This is a genomic window from Pseudarthrobacter sp. 1G09, from assembly GCF_050038305.1.
GTDB lineage: Bacteria > Actinomycetota > Actinomycetes > Actinomycetales > Micrococcaceae > Arthrobacter > Arthrobacter equi.
Genome location: NZ_CP188306.1, coordinates 2711972 through 2733851 on the forward strand (window position 1 = coordinate 2711972; position 21880 = coordinate 2733851).

General features: G+C 65.5%; 16 protein-coding genes and 2 tRNA genes. 10 read left to right on the forward strand and 8 right to left on the reverse strand.

Translation table 11 applies throughout. From position 1 onward, the window contains the following. Positions 1–69: 69 nt before the first annotated feature. The 5 genes from serA to ilvD all read right to left on the reverse strand — a co-directional run bounded on the left by serA (position 70) and on the right by ilvD (position 7457). A complete protein-coding gene (gene serA, locus ACP3TD_RS12470; RefSeq protein ID WP_426763273.1) occupies positions 70–1659 on the reverse strand; it encodes a phosphoglycerate dehydrogenase in 1590 nt (529 codons plus the stop codon). Positions 1660–1804: 145 nt separating this feature from the next. Further along, entirely contained in the window at positions 1805–2830 is a 1026-nt protein-coding gene (gene ilvC, locus ACP3TD_RS12475) for a ketol-acid reductoisomerase (RefSeq protein ID WP_056085271.1), read from the reverse strand. A gap of 85 nt (positions 2831–2915) precedes the next feature. Then, on the reverse strand, positions 2916–3428 hold the full coding sequence (gene ilvN, locus ACP3TD_RS12480; protein ID WP_045730609.1) for an acetolactate synthase small subunit: 513 nt from the start codon (positions 3426–3428) through the stop codon (positions 2916–2918). A 2-nt stretch (positions 3429–3430) separates the two neighbouring features. Then, the gene (locus tag ACP3TD_RS12485; RefSeq protein WP_426763276.1) at positions 3431–5338 is read right to left on the reverse strand and encodes an acetolactate synthase large subunit; all 1908 of its coding nucleotides are present in this window, start codon (positions 5336–5338) and stop codon (positions 3431–3433) included. A 400-nt stretch (positions 5339–5738) separates the two neighbouring features. Beyond that, complete coding sequence (ilvD, locus tag ACP3TD_RS12490; RefSeq protein ID WP_426763278.1) at positions 5739–7457, reverse strand: dihydroxy-acid dehydratase; 1719 nt, start codon at positions 7455–7457, stop codon at positions 5739–5741. A gap of 172 nt (positions 7458–7629) precedes the next feature. Between ilvD and ACP3TD_RS12495 the strand changes: the two genes are divergently transcribed. Then, positions 7630–8850 carry a hypothetical protein gene (locus ACP3TD_RS12495; RefSeq protein WP_426763280.1) on the forward strand — a complete coding sequence of 407 codons (1221 nt, stop codon included), beginning with the start codon at positions 7630–7632 and terminating at the stop codon, positions 8848–8850. 303 nt (positions 8851–9153) lie between these two features. Further along, positions 9154–9229: transfer RNA gene (locus tag ACP3TD_RS12500), tRNA-Lys, on the forward strand. A gap of 204 nt (positions 9230–9433) precedes the next feature. Here ACP3TD_RS12500 and ACP3TD_RS12505 read toward each other — a convergent pair. Then, positions 9434–9892: a MarR family winged helix-turn-helix transcriptional regulator gene (locus ACP3TD_RS12505; RefSeq protein ID WP_426767226.1), complete on the reverse strand. Its 459-nt coding sequence runs from the start codon at positions 9890–9892 to the stop codon at positions 9434–9436. A 96-nt stretch (positions 9893–9988) separates the two neighbouring features. Between ACP3TD_RS12505 and bcp the strand changes: the two genes are divergently transcribed. The 8 genes from bcp (at position 9989) to ACP3TD_RS12545 (ending at position 19964) form a co-directional block, all read left to right on the forward strand. Continuing rightward, complete coding sequence (bcp, locus tag ACP3TD_RS12510; RefSeq protein WP_426763282.1) at positions 9989–10462, forward strand: thioredoxin-dependent thiol peroxidase; 474 nt, start codon at positions 9989–9991, stop codon at positions 10460–10462. Positions 10463–10558: 96 nt separating this feature from the next. Beyond that, a tRNA-Leu gene (locus tag ACP3TD_RS12515) sits at positions 10559–10640 on the forward strand. 218 nt (positions 10641–10858) lie between these two features. Next, positions 10859–11548, forward strand: coding sequence for a fasciclin domain-containing protein (locus tag ACP3TD_RS12520; RefSeq protein WP_426763284.1), 690 nt, complete (start codon positions 10859–10861; stop codon positions 11546–11548). A 181-nt stretch (positions 11549–11729) separates the two neighbouring features. Continuing rightward, on the forward strand, positions 11730–13400 hold the full coding sequence (locus tag ACP3TD_RS12525; RefSeq protein WP_426763286.1) for an ABC transporter substrate-binding protein: 1671 nt from the start codon (positions 11730–11732) through the stop codon (positions 13398–13400). 79 nt (positions 13401–13479) lie between these two features. After that, the gene (locus ACP3TD_RS12530) at positions 13480–14982 is read left to right on the forward strand and encodes a malate:quinone oxidoreductase (RefSeq protein WP_426763288.1); all 1503 of its coding nucleotides are present in this window, start codon (positions 13480–13482) and stop codon (positions 14980–14982) included. A gap of 63 nt (positions 14983–15045) precedes the next feature. Further along, positions 15046–18273, forward strand: a complete 3228-nt coding sequence (locus tag ACP3TD_RS12535; RefSeq protein ID WP_426763290.1) for an efflux RND transporter permease subunit — start codon at positions 15046–15048, stop codon at positions 18271–18273. Positions 18274–18387: 114 nt separating this feature from the next. Beyond that, complete coding sequence (locus ACP3TD_RS12540; RefSeq protein WP_426763291.1) at positions 18388–19497, forward strand: LLM class flavin-dependent oxidoreductase; 1110 nt, start codon at positions 18388–18390, stop codon at positions 19495–19497. Continuing rightward, complete coding sequence (locus ACP3TD_RS12545; protein WP_091721026.1) at positions 19497–19964, forward strand: MarR family winged helix-turn-helix transcriptional regulator; 468 nt, start codon at positions 19497–19499, stop codon at positions 19962–19964. Before ACP3TD_RS12540 ends, ACP3TD_RS12545 begins: the two co-directional genes overlap by 1 nt. 60 nt (positions 19965–20024) lie before the next feature. Here the strand turns inward: ACP3TD_RS12545 and ACP3TD_RS12550 are convergent, their stop codons facing one another. Both ACP3TD_RS12550 and ACP3TD_RS12555 read right to left on the reverse strand, forming a co-directional pair. After that, on the reverse strand, positions 20025–20831 hold the full coding sequence (locus ACP3TD_RS12550) for a transglutaminase-like domain-containing protein (protein ID WP_426763294.1): 807 nt from the start codon (positions 20829–20831) through the stop codon (positions 20025–20027). A 70-nt stretch (positions 20832–20901) separates the two neighbouring features. Beyond that, on the reverse strand, positions 20902–21765 hold the full coding sequence (locus ACP3TD_RS12555) for a hypothetical protein (protein ID WP_426763296.1): 864 nt from the start codon (positions 21763–21765) through the stop codon (positions 20902–20904). Between the last annotated feature and the right edge of the window lie 115 nt (positions 21766–21880).

Genomic DNA, 21880 nt, shown 5'->3' on the forward strand with positions numbered 1-21880 from the left:
TCATACGTGGCCGCGCCGGGACGCGCCGAGCGGAGACGTGTCGTTCGGCGTTTCGCGCGAACGGGCGGACTAGTCCTCCAGGTCCACTTCGCGGACCATCTCGGCGCCGATGCCGGCCTTGATGGCGTCCAGGACCTGCTGCGGGACAGAACTGTCGATGGTCAGGAGCGCCAGCACCTGTCCGCCTTCGTCGTGGCGGGCCACCTGCATGCCGGCGATGTTGATGTTGTTCATGCCCAGGATGTGGCCGATGGTGCCGATGACGCCGGGACGGTCGGCGTAAGCCACCACCACGAGGTGTTCGCTGATGGGGATTTCCACCTCGAAGCCGTTGATGCCCACCAGCTTCTGGATCTGCTTGGGACCGGTCAGGGTGCCCGCCACGGAGATCTGGCTGCCGTCGCTCAGTGCGCCGCGCAGGGTCAGCACGTTGCGGTAGGACTCGGTATCCGGTGTGGTGATCAGGCGGACGTTGATGCCGCGCTGCTCGGCGATCACCGGGGCGTTGACGTAGGAAACCTGTTCGGTGACAACGTCGGCGAAGATCCCCTTCAGGGCCGCCAGTTCCAGCACCTTGACGTCCAGCGAGGAGATTTCGCCGGCAACTTCAATGTCGAACTGCGTCAGCGAGTCGTGGGTCAGCGCAGTGAAGATGCGGCCCAGCTTCTCGATGAGCGGGATGCCGGGGCGCACGTCGGGGGCGATGACGCCGCCGGCGACGTTGACTGCGTCCGGGACCAGTTCGCCGGCGAGCGCCAGGCGGACCGACTTGGCAACGGACACGCCGGCCTTTTCCTGGGCTTCATCGGTGGAGGCTCCAAGGTGCGGGGTGACCACCACGTTGTCGAGCTTGAAGAACGGAAGGTCCGTGCTCGGCTCCTTGGAGAAGACGTCGACGCCGGCACCGGCGATGTCGCCGTCCTGCAGGGCCGTGAACAGGGCCTCTTCGTCCACCAGGCCACCGCGGGCGACGTTGATGACGTAGGCGGTGTTCTTCATCTTCTTGAAGGCATCCGCACCGAGCATGCCCACGGTTTCGGGGGTCTTCGGCATGTGGATGGTGATGAAGTCGGACTGGGCGAGCAGCTCGTCCAGGGTGACCAGCTGAACGCCGAGCTGGGCTGCGCGGGCCGAGGTGATGTAGGGGTCGTACGCGAGGATCTTGGTGTCGAAGCCCTTCAGGCGTGCCGCCACGAGGGCGCCAATGCGGCCGAGGCCGATGATGCCGATCTTCTTCTCGAAGAGCTCGATGCCGGTGTACTTGGACCGCTTCCATTCGCCGTCCTTGAGGGCGGCACTGGCCTGCGGGATGTGGCGGGCAAGGCTGAGGATGTGGCCCACCGTGAGTTCTGCCGCGGAGACGATGTTGGACGTGGGGGCGTTGACCACCATGACGCCGGCCTGGGTGGCGGCCTTGATGTCCACGTTGTCCAGCCCCACGCCGGCGCGGGCGATGACCTTGAGGTTTTTCGCCGCTGCGATGGCTTCAGCATCCACCTGCGTTGCGGAACGGACCAGGATGGCGTCAACATCCCCAATCGCGGAAAGCAGCTGGGAACGGTCAGCGCCGTCTGCCTGGCGGATTTCGAAGTCCGGGCCGAGGGCCTCGATGGTGGCGGGGGAAAGTTCTTCGGCGAGCAGTACTACGGGTTTTGACACGGCTGATCCTCTGCGTTGCAGTCCTGGGGATGGGAACAAGTCTAGGCCGACGGAAAGGCCGGGCTCACATTGTTAAGTGTGAACCCGGCCTCATCGCGGCACTTTAGCTGGCGGTCGCGCGTTCGCCTGTCGGCGAGCGGTGGCCTTAGCGGGCTGCGGAACCTTCGACGTAGTCCGCGTCCTGCTGCTGCCAGGAGAAGAGTGAGCGCAGTTCGCGGCCAACCTCTTCGATGGGGTGCTGCTCTGCCTTGGCGCGCAGTTCCTTGAACTCAACTCCGCCGTTGTCCTGGTCCTCGATGAACCGCTTGGCGAAGGCGCCGGACTGGATGTCGGCCAGGACGGCCTTCATGTTTTCCTTCACCTCTGGGGTGATGACGCGCGGGCCGGAGACGTAGTCGCCGTATTCCGCGGTGTCGGAAACGCTCCAGCGCTGCTTGGCGATGCCGCCTTCCCACATGAGGTCCACGATGAGCTTGAGCTCGTGCAGCACCTCGAAGTAGGCGATCTGCGGCTGGTAACCGGCTTCGGTCAGGGTCTCGAAGCCGTACTGGATCAGCTGGGACACACCGCCGCACAGAACGGACTGCTCGCCGAAGAGGTCCGTTTCGGTCTCTTCGGTGAAGGTGGTCTTGATGACGCCGGCGCGGGTGCCGCCGATGGCCTTGGCGTAGGACTTGGCCAGGTCCCAGGCGGAGCCGGAAGCGTCCTGCTCGACGGCGATGATGTCGGGGATACCGCGGCCGGCTTCGAATTCGCGGCGCACGGTGTGGCCGGGAGCCTTCGGAGCCACCAGGATGACGTCAACGCCCTCGGGCGCCTGGATGTAGCCGAAGCGGATGTTGAAGCCGTGGGCGAAGGCCAGTGCCTTGCCGGGGGTCAGCTTGTCCTTGATGGAGTCGTTGTAGATCGAGCGCTGGTACTGGTCCGGCGCCAGGATCATGATGACGTCGGCCCATTCGGCGGCGTCGGCAACGTTCTTGACCGTGAAGCCGGCGTCCTCGGCCTTGGCGGCTGACTTGGAGCCGTCCTTCAGGGCGATGACAACCTCGACGCCGGAATCGCGAAGGTTCAGAGCGTGGGCGTGGCCCTGCGAGCCGTAGCCAACGATGGCAACCTTGCGGCCCTGGATGATCGACAGGTCGGCGTCGTCGTCGTAGAACATTTCAGTCACTTGCGTAACTCCTCTTGAGTGGTTTTGTAGATGGTGGTCTTGCGGTGCTGCGGTTGCGGGCAAGCGTCCCGCCGTGGCCTGCTGCCTAGGCGGAGCGCAATGCCCGGTCACTCATGGAGCGGGATCCCCGTCCAACGGCCAGGGTGCCGGACTGCACGATTTCGCGGATGCCGAAGGGCTCCAGCACTGAAAGCAGTGCCGTGAGCTTTTCGGGATGGCCGGTTGCCTCGATGACGACGGAGTCTGTGGACACGTCGACCACCGAGGCGCGGAACAGGTCTGCAGCCTGGGTCACCTGCAGGCGTGTTGCGGCATCCGCACGTACTTTGACCAGGATGTGGTCGCGCTGTACGGAAGATTCGGAGGTCAGTTCAACGATCTTGATCACGTTCACCAGCTTGTTGAGCTGCTTGGTGACCTGCTCGATGAGCTCACCATCGGCGTCGACCACCACTGTCATCCGGGAAATTCCGGGGACTTCGGTGGGGCCGACGGCCAGGGAGTTGATGTTGAAGGCCCGGCGGGCAAAGAGGCTTGCCACGCGGGTGAGGACGCCGGGTTTGTCTTCAACCAGGACGGAAAGTGTATGGCGGCTCATGGTCAGTCTTCCTCTTCCCAGTCCGGGGTCATGTTGCGGGCAACCTGGATCTGGTCGTTGCTCACGCCGGCGGGCACCATCGGCCACACCATGGAGTTGGGGCTCACCACGAAGTCGATGACCACGGGGCGGTCGTTGATTTCGAGGGCCTTCTGGATGGTGGCGTCGATGTCCTCGTCGCGTTCGCAGCGGAACGAAGCGCAGCCGTAGGCCTCCCCCAGCTTGACGAAGTCCGGGATGCGGACGGTGTCGTGGCCGGTGTTGAGGTCGGTGTTGGAGTAGCGGCCTTCGTAGAAGAGGGTCTGCCACTGCCGCACCATGCCCAGCGAGGAGTTGTTGATGACAGCAACCTTGATGGGGATCTTGTTGATCGCGCAGGTGGCGAGTTCCTGGTTGGTCATCTGGAAGCAGCCGTCGCCGTCGATGGCCCAGACCACGCGGTCCGGCTCCCCCACCTTGGCGCCCATGGCTGCCGGAACGGCGTAGCCCATGGTTCCGGCGCCGCCCGAGTTCAGCCAGGCGTGCGGGCGTTCGTACTTGATGAACTGCGCAGCCCACATCTGGTGCTGGCCAACGCCCGCCACGTAGATGCCTTCGGGGCCGGTCAGGGCGCCGATGCGTTCGATGACCTTCTGCGGTGCGGTGAGCCCGTCTTCGGGTTCGGTGAAGCCCAGCGGGTAGGTTTCCTTGAGGTTGTTCAGGAAAGCCCACCAAGTGGTGAGGTCCGGGGTTCCGGCTGCCTCGAACTGGGCCCGAACGGCCTCGGTCAATTCGGGAATGATCTCCTTGACCGAGCCCACGATCGGAACGTCCGCGGCACGGTTCTTGGAGATTTCCGCGGGGTCGATGTCCGCGTGGATCACCTTGGCGTGGGGCGCAAACGTCTTCAGGACACCGGTGACGCGGTCATCGAAGCGGGCGCCCAGGGTGATCAGCAGGTCTGACTGCTGCAGGGCGGTCACCGCCGAGACAGTACCGTGCATGCCGGGCATGCCGACGTGCTGCGGGTGCGAGTCAGGGAACGCACCCTTGGCCATCAGGGTGGTCACCACCGGCGCACCGGTGGCTTCGGCCAGTGCCCGCAGTTCGGCGCTGGCGTGGGCCTTGACCACACCGCCGCCAACGTAGAGGACCGGCTTGGAGGCCGCCGCGATGAGCTTCGCTGCCTCGCGCACCTGCTTGTTGTGGCCGCGGGTGACCGGCCGGTAGCCCGGCAGGTCGATCTTCGGCGGCCAGGAGAAGGTCATCTGGCCCACCTGGGCGTCCTTGGCAACGTCCACGAGGACGGGGCCCGGGCGGCCGGTGGAGGCCAGATGGAAAGCTTCCGCCATGACATGCGGGATGTCGTTGGGGTCGGTCACCAGGAAGGAGTGCTTGGTGATGGGCATGGTGATGCCCACGATGTCCGCTTCCTGGAAGGCGTCGGTGCCAATGACACCGCTGGACACCTGGCCGGTGATGGCCACCAGGGGCACGGAGTCCATGTGGGCATCCATGATGGCGGTAACGAGGTTGGTGGCACCGGGGCCGGAGGTGGCGATACATACGCCCACCCGTCCCGTCACCATGGCGTAGCCTTGCGCGGCGTGGCCGGCTCCCTGTTCGTGACGGACCAGCACGTGGTTCATGGTGGAGGCCATCAAGGGGTCGTAGGTGGGCAGGATCGCGCCACCAGGCAAACCGAAAATATCGTCGACGCCGAGTTCTTCGAGCGAGCGGACAATAGCTTGCGAGCCGGTCATCACCGTTGGGGGTACAACGTTGTTCGGCCCAAGGACAGGAGAGACAGCAGCAAGGTCGGCGACGACGGCGGCATGCTCAGCCGTGCGGTCGGCGCGTTCCGGAGCCTTGGGGGCTCCGGGGGACTTGGCAGCCATCAGCGAGGGGCTGATCGGCGATCCTTTGCTCATCGGACTCTTCCTTGTGGATCATCAATAACGGTGAAACTGCGGGGAATAAAAAAACCCCTCAAGCCTTGGTGGCTCTTCGAGGGGTTTGCGCGTGACAGTTCGTTGCCGGGGCTAGTGAGCCACGCGCTTGGTAAGGACGACGACTGCAGCTGCGCAGTTGGTAACGAAAGTCATGCGTTCAGTTTTCCCTCTGGTGTGACGGGTGTCAACGCGGGACAATCCCATCTCACCATGTGGACTCCAATGTCCACCCCTTGATCATATGGCATGGGGACCAAAGGTTTTGCCAACCTGCACCCTAACCCCGCCAGCCAGCCAGCCAGCCAGCCAGGCCAGGGTGCGTGTGGCGACAGCTCAAACGCGGGCCGCGCCACGCCGCCCCCGGCGGCAGGCGCCGTCGTCAGCCGCAGTAGGCACCGGTGCTGGCGCTGTGTACCAGCTTGGCGTACTTGGCCAGGACACCCTTGGTGTAGCGGGCCGGCAGGGGCTCCCAGCCAACCTTGCGGTCTTCAAGCTCAGCGTTATCCACCAGCAGGTCGAAGCTGCGCGCTGCGATGTCCACGCGGATCCGGTCACCGTCCCTGACGAAGGCGATAGGGCCGGCGTCGACCGCTTCCGGCGCGACGTGGCCGATGCACAGCCCGGTGGTCCCGCCGGAGAACCGGCCATCGGTCAGCAGCAAAACGTCCTTGCCAAGGCCCGCACCCTTGATGGCGCCGGTGATGGCCAGCATCTCCCGCATACCCGGGCCGCCCTTTGGCCCCTCATAACGGATGACCACAACGTCGCCAGCGTGGATTTCGCCCTTGTCCAGCGCCTGCAGGGCACCCTGCTCGCGATCGAACACGCGGGCGGTCCCCTCGAAGACGTCGGCGTCGAAGCCTGCACTCTTGACCACGGCGCCTTCCGGAGCCATGCTGCCGTGCAGGATGGTGATGCCGCCGGTCTTGTGGATTGGGTTGTCCAGGGCGCGCAGGATCTTGCCGTCAACGTCGGGCGGGTTGATGGCCTCGAGGTTTTCCGCCACGGTCTTGCCGGTGACGGTGAGGCAGTCGCCGTGCAGCAGGCCGGCGTCGAGCAGTGCCTTCATGATGACGGGCACACCGCCGATCCTGTCGACGTCGGTCATGACATAGCGGCCGAAGGGCTTGAGGTCGCCCAGGTGCGGGATCTTGTCACCGATGCGGTTGAAGTCATCGAGGCTCAGCTCAACCTCGGCTTCGCGGGCGATGGCCAGGAGGTGCAGGACCGCGTTGGTGGACCCGCCGAACGCCATGGTGACGGCGATGGCGTTTTCGAAGGCCTCCTTGGTCATAATGTCGCGGGCGGTAATGCCCTTGCGGAGCAGATTGACCACCGCTTCGCCGGACTTGCGCGCAAAGTCGTCGCGACGGCGGTCTGCCGAGGGCGGGGCGGCAGAGCCGGGCAGGGACATGCCCAGGGCCTCACCGATACAGGCCATGGTGTTGGCCGTGTACATTCCGCCGCACGCGCCTTCGCCGGGGCAGATGGCTTTCTCAATGCGGGTGAGGTCCTCCATGCTCATCTTGCCGGCGGCGCAGGCGCCCACGGCTTCGAAGGCATCGATGAGGGTGACTTCCTTCTCGGAGCCGTCCTCGAGCTTTACCCAGCCGGGCATGATCGAGCCGGCGTAGAGGAACACGCTGGAGAGGTCGAGGCGGGCGGCAGCCATGAGCATGCCGGGGAGGGACTTGTCGCAGCCGGCGAGCAGTACTGAACCGTCAATCCGTTCGGCCTGCATGACGGTTTCGACGGAATCGGCGATGACTTCGCGGGAGACCAGGGAGAAGTGCATGCCCTCGTGACCCATGGAGATGCCGTCAGACACGGAGATGGTGCCGAACTGCATGGGGAAGCCGCCGCCGGCGTGGACGCCCTCCTTGGCGCCCTGGGCCAGCCGGTTCAGGGACAGGTTGCAGGGAGTGATTTCGTTCCACGAACTCGCAACGCCCACCTGGGGCTTCGCGAAGTCGTCGTCGCCCATGCCGACCGCGCGGAACATGCCGCGCGCCGGTGCGGCGTGGATGCCGTCGGTAACCACCCGGCTGCGGGGCTTGATGTCAGGCTTGTTCTCGGTTTCGATCTGGCTCTCACTCATGAGGGAAAGTCTATGACCCCCGCAGTGCCAATCGGACCGAAGGGGGACGGTAAAAAACCGGATCGCCGGGCATGCCGCCCGCCGCCCGCCACTGCCGGCAAACCTGGACAGCCATGGTGACCCGACGTAGCGTCGGGGCAGAACGCGTTGTAGCCAAATTGAAGGGATTGCCATGGATATCGTCATGTGGATCGTGGTAGCAGTCATTGCCATCGGCGTGGTGTGGTGGCTGGTCAGCCGCAACAGCCGCGCAAAGAGCTCCGGTGCAGGCCCTGCCGGGAACACGCGGCCAGCCGCAACACGGCCTCCGGGTTCCCCGGCAGACCGTCGGACGGACGGGGCCCTTTCCGGTGGCAGCGCCGCGGCATCCGCCGAAGCAGCCGGAACGGCCGGGATTGCCTCCGCTGCCGGCTTCGGACGTCCCGCCGAGCCCGCGGCACCCACAGCCGCCGACGAGCCTGCAGATTCGGCAGCAGCACCGGCAGAACCCACGACCCGGCCAGGCGCCGCACACACGGCAGGAGCTGACCACGCAGACGCCGGCCAGGATGTTTCCGGCACATCCCATCCACTGGCAGCAGCCGATGTCTCTGGGTCGTCGCCGCTGGAAGCCGCCGGCGCGGAACCGGATTCGACGGCGGAGGCCGGCCCGGAAAGCCCCAGGGACGAACGGACCCGCCAGGACCAGGCGGAATGGGAGACGCAGTGGTCCGAGGCCGGCGGTTCGGGCACTCCGGAGTCAGCACCCCACGCCGCACCCGCGGCGGAACAGGCCCCGGCGCCGGCCGCCCAGCCGGTTCACCACGCGGAATACACGGAGTCCCACGCACCCACCCTGCCCGGCGCTGAGACAGCGGCCGTGGAAGAGGACGACGCCGGCCCGTCGGCTGCCGCCCGGACCGGTGCGCTCACAAGCTACTCCCCCGGCAAGGCCCAGGGCGCCGACGTCCCCGTCGGTGCAGGCACAGCGACTGCGCCCGACTCACCAGACAGCGGTACGGGCAGCAGCTCCAGCGATGCCGCTGTTGCCTCCGCTGCGGAATCCGCTGCTACTGACTTTGCTGCGGCTGAAACAGCGGACCGCGCCCAGTCATCTGCCCTGGCCGAGAACGGCGCCGACCACCTGCAGGCACCCCCGTCCGCTGCCACGCACGGAGCCCCGGAACCACAGAGCCACCTCGCGGCAGAAGAACCGTACGGAGCAGGGTCCGCAGGGGCCGGTGCGGACGGCAGTGGCCCAGCTGAGTACACGGTCAAGGGGGATGCCGGCTCGATGGTCTATTACGAAGAAGGCCACCCGGACTACGACGGGACGCGTGCCGAGGTCTGGTTTGAATCCGCCGCCCACGCCGAAGCCGCCGGCTTCCGCGCTCCGCGCCGCAGGCGCCTCTGAGGCGGCGCCGGCAGGACCCGCAGGTGGCGGCTAACACCGTGGATACCGCCCGGCCCCGCTGTGTCCCAACTCACAGCGGGGCCGGGCGGCCGGAGTGCGGCCGGCCGGCCCTTTTCCAACGTCTTGCAGCCGTCAGCACGTGCCGGAAATCCTTGAGTTTCCGCGGCTTCTGGGCCCGAAGACCCGCCACATGGAACCGCCGGACAGGCCGATTTCACATGCACCAAAAGTTCGTGTAGAGTTTCATGTCGTTGCGGAGATCAACGGGAAAGAAAAAGCCCGGAAGATTGAAACAAATAAGATGCACCTCTAGCTCAATTGGCAGAGCAATTGACTCTTAATCAATGGGTTCCGGGTTCAAGTCCCGGGGGGTGCACCACTGGGAAAACAGCCTCTGGCTCGCGGAAACGCAGGCCAGGGGCTGTTTTGTTTTGCCCGGCATTCTTTCCCCGGCACCCGGTCCCGGCACGCAAGGGTCAACGGAGCACTCCTCCCGCAGAAGAGGCCCCCTATGCGGGCACAAAAAACGTGGCCCGGAGTCCGGGCCACGTTCTGTGGGGAAAGAGTTTGTGCTGTGGCGGGTTCAGCTGGATGGGTTGTCCACCAAGGCACCAGCGTTAGCAGGGGTGGTGGCGAACTGGCTGGCCAGTTCGCGGACCACTGATTTGAGCTCCTGCCGCAGGAGTTCGGGGTCGATGGACGAGGACGCCAGCACCGACCGCTCCATTTCGACAGCCTCAGCCACAGCTTCCTTGCCCCTCTCGGTAAGGGAGACCACGTGGCTGCGCCGGTCAGACGTGCTGCGGACGCGGGCAATGTGCCCGTGCGCCTCAAGCCGGCTGAGGGTCTTCCCCATGGTTTGCGCCTGGACACGCACGTATTGGGCCAGCTGCGCCTGGGTCATGGGACCCTGCGCGGCAAGGACCTCAATGGCGATAACGCCGGCGTGAGTCAGGCCAATGGCGCCGAGTTTTTCGTTCCACGAGTGTTCGACAAGGCGCGCGGCAGTTGACAATAGGCGCCCGGTGGGCCAGTGATCCATATCAGGCATAGCAGCAAGTATAGCCAAATGCTGATTAGCGCTGGCTTCCCCCGCTTATTAGGCTGTTGTGTCCTGCCCGCAACAAGGAGAAAAACAATGGCTGAAAGACTCGTTACCGGCGACGACGCGCCCGGATTCACCCTCAAGGATGCAACGGGCAAGGATGTTTCCCTCTCCCCCGGCACCGGCCGCAACACAGTGGTCTATTTCTATCCGGCAGCGGCCACGCCGGGTTGCACCAAGGAAGCCTGCGATTTCCGGGACAGCCTGGCCTCCCTTCAGTCCGCCGGATATGACGTGGTGGGAATCTCCCCGGACCCCGTGGAGAAGCTCGCCAAATTCGCTGCCGCGGAGGAACTGACCTTTCCCCTGCTTTCGGATGAGAACCACGCCGTAGCGGAGGCCTACGGTGCATGGGGTGAAAAGAAGAACTACGGCAAGACCTACCAGGGGCTCATCCGCTCCACCATTGTGGTGGACACCGACGGAAAGGTAGCACTGGCGCAGTACAACGTCCGGGCCACCGGCCACGTTGCCAAGCTGCGCCGGGACCTGAAGCTCGACGCCTAACGTCCCGGGCTGCCGGGCGGGGCGCACACGCACCGCTACAATGGAAGCTGGCATCCGCCGTCGTGCGCATTTTTTGACGCAGCGCAGGGGTGCCGGGCGCGAGTGGTGAAATTGGCAGACACGCAGGATTTAGGTTCCTGTGCCTTCGGGCGTGGGGGTTCAAGTCCCCCCTTGCGCACTCAGTAATTACGGGAATCCCCCGGCTCCGGCCGGGGGATTTTTGTGCTTAAGCAGGTGGATCCCGGAAAAACTTTTCGGAACCGCCCATCCGGATGGACCGGCCGCCCGAATGCACTGTGAGACGCCAGCCACAGCGCAGGTGCCCACCAGCCGGATCAGTACCTTTACCGCAGACATCCAGTCGGCGGCCGGCCCACAACAATCAAGGAGAACGCAATGCAGACAATCAAGCGCACAACTTTCACGGTCGCAGGCGTTGCAGCCGCCGCGCTGCTGAGCCTGACCGCGTGTGGCGGCTCCGGAAGCACCTCCGGATCCTCGACAGCCCCGTCAGCGGCGCCGTCGGCCTCCAGCATGGCTCCGTCACCGTCGGCAAGCTCCACCGCCAGCGCCTCCGCCGGCGCCATGGACCCGGCCGCAAACCTGGTGGGCCCGGGCTGCGCCGGCTACGCCGAGAAGGTCCCCACCGGCGCCGGATCGGTCCAGGGCATGGCCCTTGACCCCGTGGCCGTTGCGGCCTCGAACAACCCGATCCTGACCACCCTCACCGCTGCGGTTTCCGGGAAGCTCAACCCGAAGGTTGACTTGGTGGACACGCTCAACGGCGGTGAGTTTACGGTCTTCGCCCCCGTTGACGACGCCTTCGCCAAGATCGACCCCGCCACCATTGAAACGCTGAAGACCGACGACGCCCTCTTGAGCAAGATCCTGACCTACCACGTGGTTCCCGGCCAGATCACGCCCGACAAGATCGCCGGCACGCACGCAACTGTCCAGGGCGGCTCCGTGACCGTAACGGGCAGCGGCGACAACCTCAAGGTCGACGATGCCAACGTAATCTGCGGCGGCGTCAAGACCAAGAACGCCACCGTTTACCTGGTCGACTCGGTGCTGATGCCCAAGTAGGCAATGCCGGATTTCCGGCCCAAATCGCTGAAGCTGGGCCCGCTGTAAGCGGGCCCGGCTTCAGCGCGTTGGACCTGTACCCGCCCGACGGCGGCCAGCGCCCGCGCCGGCCCGGTGGCGGCGGCTAGACTGGACCCGATCCGCAGGCGGCGGAGATCCACAATCCAGGGGTGATAAACGGGTGACCAGAAGTACATCGCGGCGAACGGTCCTCACTGCCGGCGCCGCACTCCTGGCCTGGGGCGTGACCTCGTGCACCAACGCACCGTCCCCCTTGCCGTCGTCGGATTTCCCCAGCTCCGCGGCCGCTGCCGAACCTGCGGCGACGTTTAACTTCGGTACGGCAGCCCAGCCGCTCGGCCTGGACCCGGCGCTCTCCAGCGACGTCGAATCCCAGCGCATCACCCGGCAGGTCCTCGAAGGCCTGGTGGGAGTGGACCAGACCACGGGCAAGCCCACTCCCCTGCTCGCCACCGAATGGTCCGAGTCCAACGAGGGCCGCAGCTACACCTTTAAGCTGCGCGACGGTGTCACCTTCCAGGACGGCACCCCATTCAACGCCGACGCCGTCTGCACGAACTTCAACCGCTGGTTCGCCTTCCCGGCTGAGCTGCGCCGGCAGGCTCCCGGCAGCTCGTTCAAGGGCGTCTTCAAGGCGCACTCCGACGAAGCGGCGCTGTCCATCTTCAAAAGCTGCACGGCCGTGGACCAGGGCACCGTCCGGATCGACCTCACGCAAAGGTTCACGGCCTTCCTCCAGGCACTGACGCTGCCCGCTTTCGCCATTTCCTCTCCGGCAGCCCTGGCGGCGGGAAAAGCCGATGTCCTGGACCAGAACCGCGCCGGACGGCCCGTTTCCGCCTTTGCCACCGCGCCGGTGGGTACCGGTCCCTTCAGCTTCGGCTCCTGGGATGACCAAAGCGTCACCCTGCTGACCAACAAGGCCTACTGGGGCGACCGGGGCCAGATCGCCACCATCAACTTCCTGGCCTACGACCATCCGCAAACACGGCTTCAGGCGTTGCTCGACGGCCGGATCGACGGTTATGACGCCGTCACGGTGGGCAACTTCGACCAGCTGGTGAAGCGCGGCAAACAGATCGTCCAGCGCGACCCGTTCTCGGTCATGTACGTGGGCATCAACCAGGACATCGCGGTCCTGCAGAACCAGAAGGTCCGTCAGGCCATCGAGATGGCCATCGACAAGGAGACCCTGATCCGCAGGTTCTTCATCGACAACACCACCAAGGCAACCCAGTTCGTCCCGCCGAAGATCAGCGGCTTCAACAAGGACGCCCCCGAGCTTGGCCACGATCCGGCGAAGGCAAAGGAATACCTGAAGGACGGGGGCTATGCCGGGGAGGAACTGAAGTTCTACTACCCGCTCAACGTCACCCGCCCGTACCTGCCGACCCCCGAGAAAGTGTACGCCGAGATCAGCCGGCAACTCACCGCCGTCGGCATCAATGTGCGGCCGGTCCCCGTGGACTGGGCCGACGGCTACCTCCAGAAGGTCCAGTCGCCCGGCGACCATGCCCTGCACCTGCTGGGCTGGAACGGTTCCTACTCGGACGCAGACAACTTTGTGGGGCCGCTGTTCGGTGAAAAGAACGGCGAGTTCGGCTACCAGGATCCGCAGGTGTTCTCCAAGATCAATCGTGCGCGGGGGCTGCCCGAGGGTGAGGACCGCGATGAGCTCTATCACACCATCAACGCCCAGATTGCGGCCACCGTCCCGGCGGTCCCCATCGCGTTTCCCATCTCCGCACTGGCTTTGTCCGACCGCGTGGTCAGCTACCCTGCATCCCCGGTCTTAAATGAAGTTTTTACGAAGGTGCAATTAAAGCCTTGACGGGCCGGGCCAATTTCAGTATGTCGGCAGGGCGGGGATATTCTGTGACAGCCAGAGCCGCTGCAATCGGAGACTGATCGTGACCTTCATTTCCAAGACCCAACATGCCGACGTCGTCCTGATTGGCGGCGGCATCATGAGCGCAACGCTGGGGGCTTTCCTCAAGCAGCTGGAACCGGACTGGAGCATCTCCCTGTTCGAGCGGCTGGACCAGCCCGGCCTCGAAAGCTCGGACCCGTGGAACAACGCCGGGACCGGCCACGCTGCCCTCTGCGAGCTCAACTACTCCCCCGCAGCCAAAGACGGCTCGGTCAGCCCGGCCAAGGCACTGCTGATCAATGAGCAGTTCCAGCTCTCCCGCCAGTTCTGGTCCCACCTGGTGGACGGGAACCTGATCGGATCCCCCAAGGGCTTCATCAACACCGTGCCGCACATGAGCTTTGTGATCGGCGATGACCACGCCCGGTTCCTGAAGACCCGCTACGAAGCCCTCAAGCCACACACGCTGTTCCGGAGCATGGAGTACTCCGAGGACCACGGCCAGATTGCCAAGTGGGCGCCGTTGATCGTCAAGGGCCGCAACGCCCAGCAGAAGGTGGCCGCCACCCGGGCCGCCGAGGGCACCGACGTTGACTTCGGGGCACTCACCCGCGAGCTGACCACCTACCTCGGGAACAACGGCGTCGAGATCAACTACGGGCACGACGTCACCGGGATCAGCAAGGCCTCCGACGGCGGCTGGGACCTGACGCTGAAGCACCCCAGGTCTGGCGAGCACGGCAGGATCCACGCCAAGTTTGTGTTCGTCGGCGCCGGCGGCGGTGCCCTGCACCTGCTCCAGGCCTCGGGCATCCCGGAAAGCAAGGGCTACGGCGGGTTCCCCGTCTCGGGCCAGTTCTTCCGCTGCACGGACGAAACCATCGCCGCCCAGCACAGCGCCAAGGTCTACGGCCAGGCGTCGGTGGGCGCCCCTCCGATGTCCGTCCCGCACCTGGACACCCGCTACGTCAACGGCAAGCGGTCCCTCCTGTTTGGACCCTACGCCGGGTTCTCCACCAACTTCCTCAAGAACGGTTCCTACCTGGACCTGCCGTTGTCCATCCGGCCCAGCAACATCATTCCCATGCTGGCCGTAGCCAAGGACAACATGGACCTCACCGCTTACCTGGTCAAGGAAGTGGCCAAGCGCCACGGCGACAAGGTTGAGGCGCTCCGGGAGTACTACCCCGAAGCCAAGGACGGCGACTGGGAACTGATCACCGCCGGCCAGCGTGTACAGATCATCAAGAAGGATCCGCAAAAGGGCGGCATCCTTCAGTTCGGTACTGAAGTGATTGCCGGCCGCGACGGTTCCATCGGCGCGCTGCTGGGAGCCTCACCCGGAGCCTCCACCGCTGTTCCCATCATGATCGAACTGCTGCAGAAGACGTTCCCCAGGAACTTCAAGGGCTGGCAGGGCAAGCTGAAGGACATGATGCCCGGTTACGGGGTGAAGCTGGATGAGAATCCCGAGCTCGCCGCCGAGCTTGAGCGGGCAACTGCCAAATCCCTTCAGCTGGAGAGTGTTTCCGCCAGCAACTGACCCTGCCGGGGCCAGTGGCTGGCTTACCGGGATCCAGTCACTAACCCTTCCAGGAGACCATCGATGTTTCGGCTGGCACACCTTTCACTGGCGAACCGGGCGCTGATCGCGCTGATCACCATCTTCGCTTCGGTCTTCGGCGTGATCACCATGTCGTCGCTGAAGCAGGAACTCATCCCATCCATTGAGTTCCCTCAGATCACCGTGCTGACCTCCATGCCGGGGGCCTCGCCGGAGGTGGTGGACAAGCAGGTCAGCGGCCCGCTGGAAACGGCCCTGAACAGCGTGGAGGGGCTGGAATCCACCTCCTCCACGTCCCGCAACGGCGTTTCGCAGATCACGATGGTGTTCACCTACGGTTCCAACCTGGACCGGGCACGGAACCAGATCGACCGGGCCATCTCCAACGCCAAGCGCACCCTGCCGGCCGACGTCCAGCCGCAGGCCATCGCCGGGAGCATCAGCGATTTCCCGATCGTCTTCCTGGCGGTGTCCTCGGACAAGCCGCTCAGCGAACTCAACACAGACCTCCAGCGGCTAAGCGTTCCCCGGTTGCAGAAAATCGACGGCGTCCGCGGCGCCGATGTCACTGGCGGCGCCACCCAGCACATCGAGATCCTTCCGCGCCCCGAGGCGATGGCTGCGTCCGGTGCCACCATCGCCTCGCTCCGCGACACGCTCTCCAACAACGGAGCCCTGGTTCCTGCCGGCACGCTGGAGGAGCAGGGCAAGACGCTCTCGCTGCAGATCGGCAGTCCGGTCGACTCGCTTGACGCCGTCAAGGCCCTTCCGGTGTCCGGCGCCAAGGACGGGGCCACTATCGGATCCGTGGCCGACGTTGCCATCAAGGACGACGAACGCACGTCCATCACCCGGACCAATGGAGCCGAAACCCTCGCGGTGTCCGTCACCAAAAAGCCCGAAGGCGACACGGTGGCCATCTCCCACGCAGTGCGGGACAGCCTGGATGAGCTGGCAACGGAGCTCGGCTCCAACGCCACGTTCACCCCTGTCTTCGACCAGGCGCCCTTCATTGAAAAGTCCATCAAGGACCTCACCACCGAGGGCCTCCTGGGACTGGGATTCGCCGTGGCGGTCATCCTGGTCTTCCTGATGTCGGCCCGCTCCACGCTGGTGACAGCGGTATCCATCCCGCTGTCTCTGCTCATCACCTTCATTGGGCTCTCGGCTACTGGCTATTCCCTGAACATCCTCACCCTCGGCGCCCTCACCATTGCCATCGGCCGCGTGGTGGACGACTCCATCGTCGTGATCGAAAACATCAAGCGGCACCTCACCTATGGCGAGGACAAGGTCACCGCCATCCTCACCGCCATCCGTGAAGTGGCAGGGGCCATCACCGCGTCCACCCTCACCACGGTGGCGGTGTTCCTGCCTATTGCTTTCGTGGGCGAACTGGCCGGCGAGCTGTTCAGGCCGTTCGCCCTGACGGTCACCATCGCACTGCTGGCGTCCCTGCTGGTGTCCCTCACCATCGTCCCGGTGCTGGCTTACTGGTTCCTCAAGAGCCCCGCGCCGGCGGGTGCCGACGCTCGCGCCGACGCCGATGCCGCCCGGGCAGCGGCGCAGGAGAAGGAACAGCGCAGCCGGCTCCAGCGCGGCTACCTGCCCATCCTCACCAAGACGCAGAAACACCCTGTGCTGACCCTTGTGGCCGCCGTCCTGGTACTCGGCGCCACAGCAGCAATGACACCGCTGCTGGCCACCAACCTGCTCGGCAACTCAGGCCAGAACAGCCTTACCGTCCGCCAGGTGCTTCCGGCCGGCACCAGCCTGGCGGACACCAGCGCCGCAGCAGTCCGCCTCGAAGGGGTCCTCCGCGCAATCGACGGAATCAAGGACGTTCAGGTCACCTCCGGCAATGCACAGGCCGGGTTCGCTGCACTGGTGTCCTCCGGCTCATCGAATTCAACCTTCACGGTAGTGACGGATGAGAAGGCGGACCAGGACCAGCTGCAGGAAACCGTCCGCAATGAACTGGCCAAGGTTCCGGACTCCGGCAAAGTCTCCGTGGGAACCCAGCAGGGCGGCTTCGGCACTTCCTCCACCGTTGACATCACCCTCAAAGCTGCCAGCACCCAGGACCTGCAGACAGCCAGCGACGCCATGGTCAAGGCCATGACCGGCGTACCCGGCACCAGCGAGGTGGAAACCAACCTCGCCGCGAGCCAGCCGGTGGTCCAGGTCAAGGTGGACCGGGCCAAGGCAGTGGCGGCGGGCCTGAATGAGGAGCAGGTGGCAGGAGTCCTTGCAGCCACCATCAGCCCGGTCCCTGCCGGCACTGTCCGGATCGACACCAACGACTTCCCTGTGAGGATCGGCCAGGGAACCAGGTTCACCAGCATCGAGGCCGTCCGGAACATCCCGCTGCCGGCCGCCGGAAGGCCCGTCACCCTGGGCAGCATTGCGTCCGTGGAACAGGTGGATATTCCGGTTTCCATCACGGCCAGCAACGGCCAGCGAACCGCCAAGGTGTCCGTGACGCCGTCGGGATCCAACCTGGGTGCCGTCAGCACCGAGGTGCAGGCACGCCTGGCAGGCGTCGAGCTGCCCGCCGGTGTAACCGCTGAGATCGGCGGTGCCACCACGCAGCAGGCAGAGTCCTTCCGGCAGCTGGGGCTGGCGCTGCTGGCTGCGATCGCCATCGTGTACGTCATCATGGTGGCCACTTTCAAGTCCCTGGTACAGCCGCTGATCCTGCTGGTGTCCGTGCCGTTCGCCGCCACAGGGGCCGTTGCCCTGCTGCTGGTCACCGGCGTTCCCCTGGGGCTGCCCTCGCTGATCGGCATGTTGATGCTGGTGGGCATCGTGGTCACCAATGCCATCGTGCTGATCGACCTCATCAACCAGTACCGGCAGCCGCGAACCGGCCCTGCCGGAACAACCTCGCCGGGAATGAACGTCGCGGACGCCATCACCCACGGTGCCCGGCAACGCCTCCGGCCCATCCTGATGACGGCGCTGGCAACAGTTTTCGCGCTGACTCCGATGGCGATGGGACTTACCGGCGGTGGCGGCTTCATTTCCCAGCCGCTGGCCGTGGTGGTGATTGGCGGCCTGGTTTCTTCCACGGCCCTGACCCTGGTCCTCGTTCCTGTCCTGTACCGGCTCGTGGAGGGCCGGCGCGAACGGAAGGCGCTCCTCCGCGACCTGCAGGCACAGCCGGAATTCGAGCAGGCGGCCGACGTCGATGCCGAGTTCCGCGACTGGACCACCGGCGATGTGCCGAGGGTCAGCGGACGCCGTGCCGCGCCCGGCAGCCCCGACTGACAAAACGGAATAAATCCCTCCCGGATGCGTTGTATCCGTCGATAGATGCAAATGCATCTAATTTGGATTACACTGGAACCAAGCCAGCAAGTCCAGGAAACGGAAGGGCACATCATGCAGTTCGGTGTTTTCAGCGTCAGCGACATCACTACGGACCCCACCACGGGCCGCACCCCCACCGAGAACGAACGCATCAACGCCTCGGTGGCCATCGCCAGGAAGGTCGAAGAGATCGGCATGGATGTCTACGCCCTGGGCGAGCACCACAACCGGCCCTTCTTCTCATCCTCCCCCACCACCACCCTCGCCTACATCGCCGCGCAGACCGAGCGGATCACCCTGTCCACGGCAACCACGCTGATCACCACGAACGATCCTGTGAAGATCGCCGAGGACTTCGCCATGCTCCAGCACCTGTCCGATGGGCGCGTGGACCTGGTGCTGGGCCGCGGCAACACCGCCCCGGTCTACCCGTGGTTCGGAAAGAACATCCAGGACGGCGTGGAGCTGGCCATTGAGAACTACAGCCTGCTGCGCAAGCTGTGGGATGAGGACACCGTCAACTGGTCCGGTAAGTTCCGCACCCCGCTGCAAAATTTCACCTCCACCCCGCGCCCGCTCGACGGCGTGGCACCCTTTGTGTGGCACGGTTCCATCCGCACACCGCAGATCGCCGAGGTGGCGGCCTACTTCGGTGACGGGTTCTTCGCCAACAACATCTTCTGGCCCAAGGAGCACTACCAGCAGCTGATCGGGCTCTACCGCGAGCGGTATGAGCACTACGGCCACGGCACCGCAGACCAGGCAATCGTGGGCCTCGGCGGCCAGTTCTTCATGAGGAAGAACTCCCAGGACGCCGTAAAGGAATTCCGTCCCTACTTCGATAACGCCCCGGTGTACGGCCACGGACCCTCACTGGAGGACTTCACGTCGCAGACTCCGCTGACGGTGGGCAGCCCGCAGGAAGTCATCGAGAAGACCCTGAGCTTCCGCGAGCACTTCGGTGACTACCAGCGCCAGCTGTTCCTGATCGACCACGCCGGCCTCCCGCTCAAGACGGTCCTGGAACAGCTGGACCTTTTTGGCGAGGAAGTCCTGCCGGTCCTCCGGAAGGAGTACGCGGACCGCAAGCCAGCGCATGTGCCGGACGCACCCACCCACGCATCCCGCGTTGCCGCGCACCTGGCAGCCCAGGACGCCGAAAAGGCCACGGCGGAGGCGTAATGGCAACCAGCCAATCCACGTCCCCCGTCCGGCTCGCGGCGGAAACCTGGGAGTCACTGTTCCGGGCGCAGGTGGCCGTGATGCGCAGGCTGCAGTCCGGTCCGGCGTTCCGGAAGCTGGCGGTAAATGAGTACGATGTCCTGTTCACACTGTCACGCTGCCCGTCGGGCTGGCTCCGGCTGAACGAGCTCAACGACAACGTCCTGCTCAGCCAGTCCAGCCTGAGCCGGCTGGTGGAGCGGCTGGAAAAACGCGGCCTGGTGGCGCGGATGCCGGCCCCGGAAGACGGCAGGGGTGTGCTGCTCAAGCTCACCGACGAAGGCCGGGAGCTCCAGAAGGAGATCGGCCGGGAGCACGTGCGCGACATCTCCGCCCTGGTGGCGCCCGCGCTGACCCCCGACGAGCAAAAGGAACTGCGCCGGCTCACGGACAAGCTCCGGAACTCACTGGGCCAGCAGCCGCGGTAAGAGCGCCGGGCAGGACCTGACCGGCCTGACCCGGCCTGGCTTGAACCGGCCGGGGACAGGTCAGCCCAGCGCTACAAGCGCGGCAGGGTCCTCTGCCGGCAGCATGCCGTTGACCACCGCCGTGACACGGAGCTGGTTGAGTGTCAGGCTTCCGCCCACCGTGGACAGGAAAGCAGTGTCGGACGAGTCGCGGCCGGCCGTGATGCGCAGCATCGACTCCCGCGGGGCCAACCCCGTGGGGTCGATGATGCGCCACGCCCCGTTAACGTAGGCCTCTGCCACGGCATGGAAATCCATGGGCGACAACCCCGGCGCGTAGACAGCGGCAAGCCGTGCCGGGACATCCTTGGACCGCAGCAGCGCGATGGCCAGGTGTGCGAAATCCCGGCATACTCCGCGTCGGTGCAGCAGTGTTTCCACGGCGCCGTCGGTGCCACGGGACGAACCGCTGATGTACCGGAGTTCGCCGTAGACCCAGTTCCTGACGGCCTGGACAAGTTCTTCCCCGTGCAATCCCCCGAATTCCGCGTAGGCGGTGGGGAGGAGCCGGTCAGACTCGGCATACCGGCTGGGCCGGACGTAGCGGATCTGTTCCGCCAGCGTCGCACCCTCCGGCTCGGCGCGGCCGGCCACGGTGGCTGAGTACTCGACAGTGACATCGGTGGGTTCGGCGAACTCCATGTAGTGGAACCGGCCGCCGTGGTGGTCGGCGATTTCCGTCAGCGGGACTTCCTCACCGCCCGCCAGCACCGACAGGGATTCCTCGAAGGACGAGTATCCGTTGTTCCTGGCGGCGGCAATGGCCATGGCCACCTTGGTGTTCGCCGCGGTGCGGAAGGCCAGGCGTGCGGAAACAGAGCGTTCCATGAATCTCCGGGGGTGTCGGCGTTGGAAAGCAGTGCCGTGCCTGGGCGCCCTGTGGGGGCCGGCAACGGGACTAGTTTTTGATCTCCAGCGACATTAGCATCCGCTGGACATTGGCAAAGTCCGGGCTTTCCCCGGCGTAAGCGGCCGCCGCGCCCAGGGTGTCGAAGGCTTTGGCGGGAGCCACCTTCTCATCCGGCGCAAACGCCTTCAGCGCCACCAGGTCGCCGAAGGACCAGTCACCCTTGCCCGCAGGTCCGCGGACGGTGTTGCGCAGTTCGCAGGCCTGGTTGCCGGCCCCGCCCACCACGTTGGTGATCCCGTAGGAGCCGAAGTAGCGGTAGCCCTGGATCACCCGGAAGACCACCCGGGGCGGGATGGTGCCTTCGCCGGACCCGGGAGAGGCGCCCGGGGCCGCGGGAACGCTGCTGATCACCGTGTAGGGCCGGCGGGAACCTTCAGGGCATTCGGCGGACGACGGCGGCAGGCCGGTCCGCAGCGCGGCCATGAAGGTTCCGTCGGGCTTCTTCACCTCGATCTTCAACGCCCCCGGAAGGGTGCCGGCCTCGGGCTGGACTGATTGGGCGATCCAGTCCTGCGGAAGCTCGAAGCTGACCGTCCTGGCAGGATCGGCGAAAGTCTTCCACGCCGCGGCGGTAACCGCGGGCCGGGGTTCGGCTGAAGCAGTGCCGGAGGCGCCGGCTTCACCGGACGGGCCCGGCGCGCCACCCGATGTCGATGTGTCCGCCCGCGCCGTCGTTGACGCACCCGCCGCACCGTTGGAGGGCTCCGCCTGCGCGGTCCAGCCCGAGCCGGTTCCGCCGCGCTGCGGGCCGCTGCACCCGGCAACCAGCAGGGCAACCACCGTCAGGACCACAACGGACCCCGCCCTGGCCGGGCCCCGCGCCGGTACTGCTGCTGTTCCCCTGGCTTCCATGCAGCCAGCCTAACCGCGCCGGGCTGCCCCACCGCCCAGGCGCGTGGCGATTCCCGGTGCCGGGCGTGGACTGCGCGTGCACCGCAGCCCGCTGCACAGCACCGCACCCATCGAA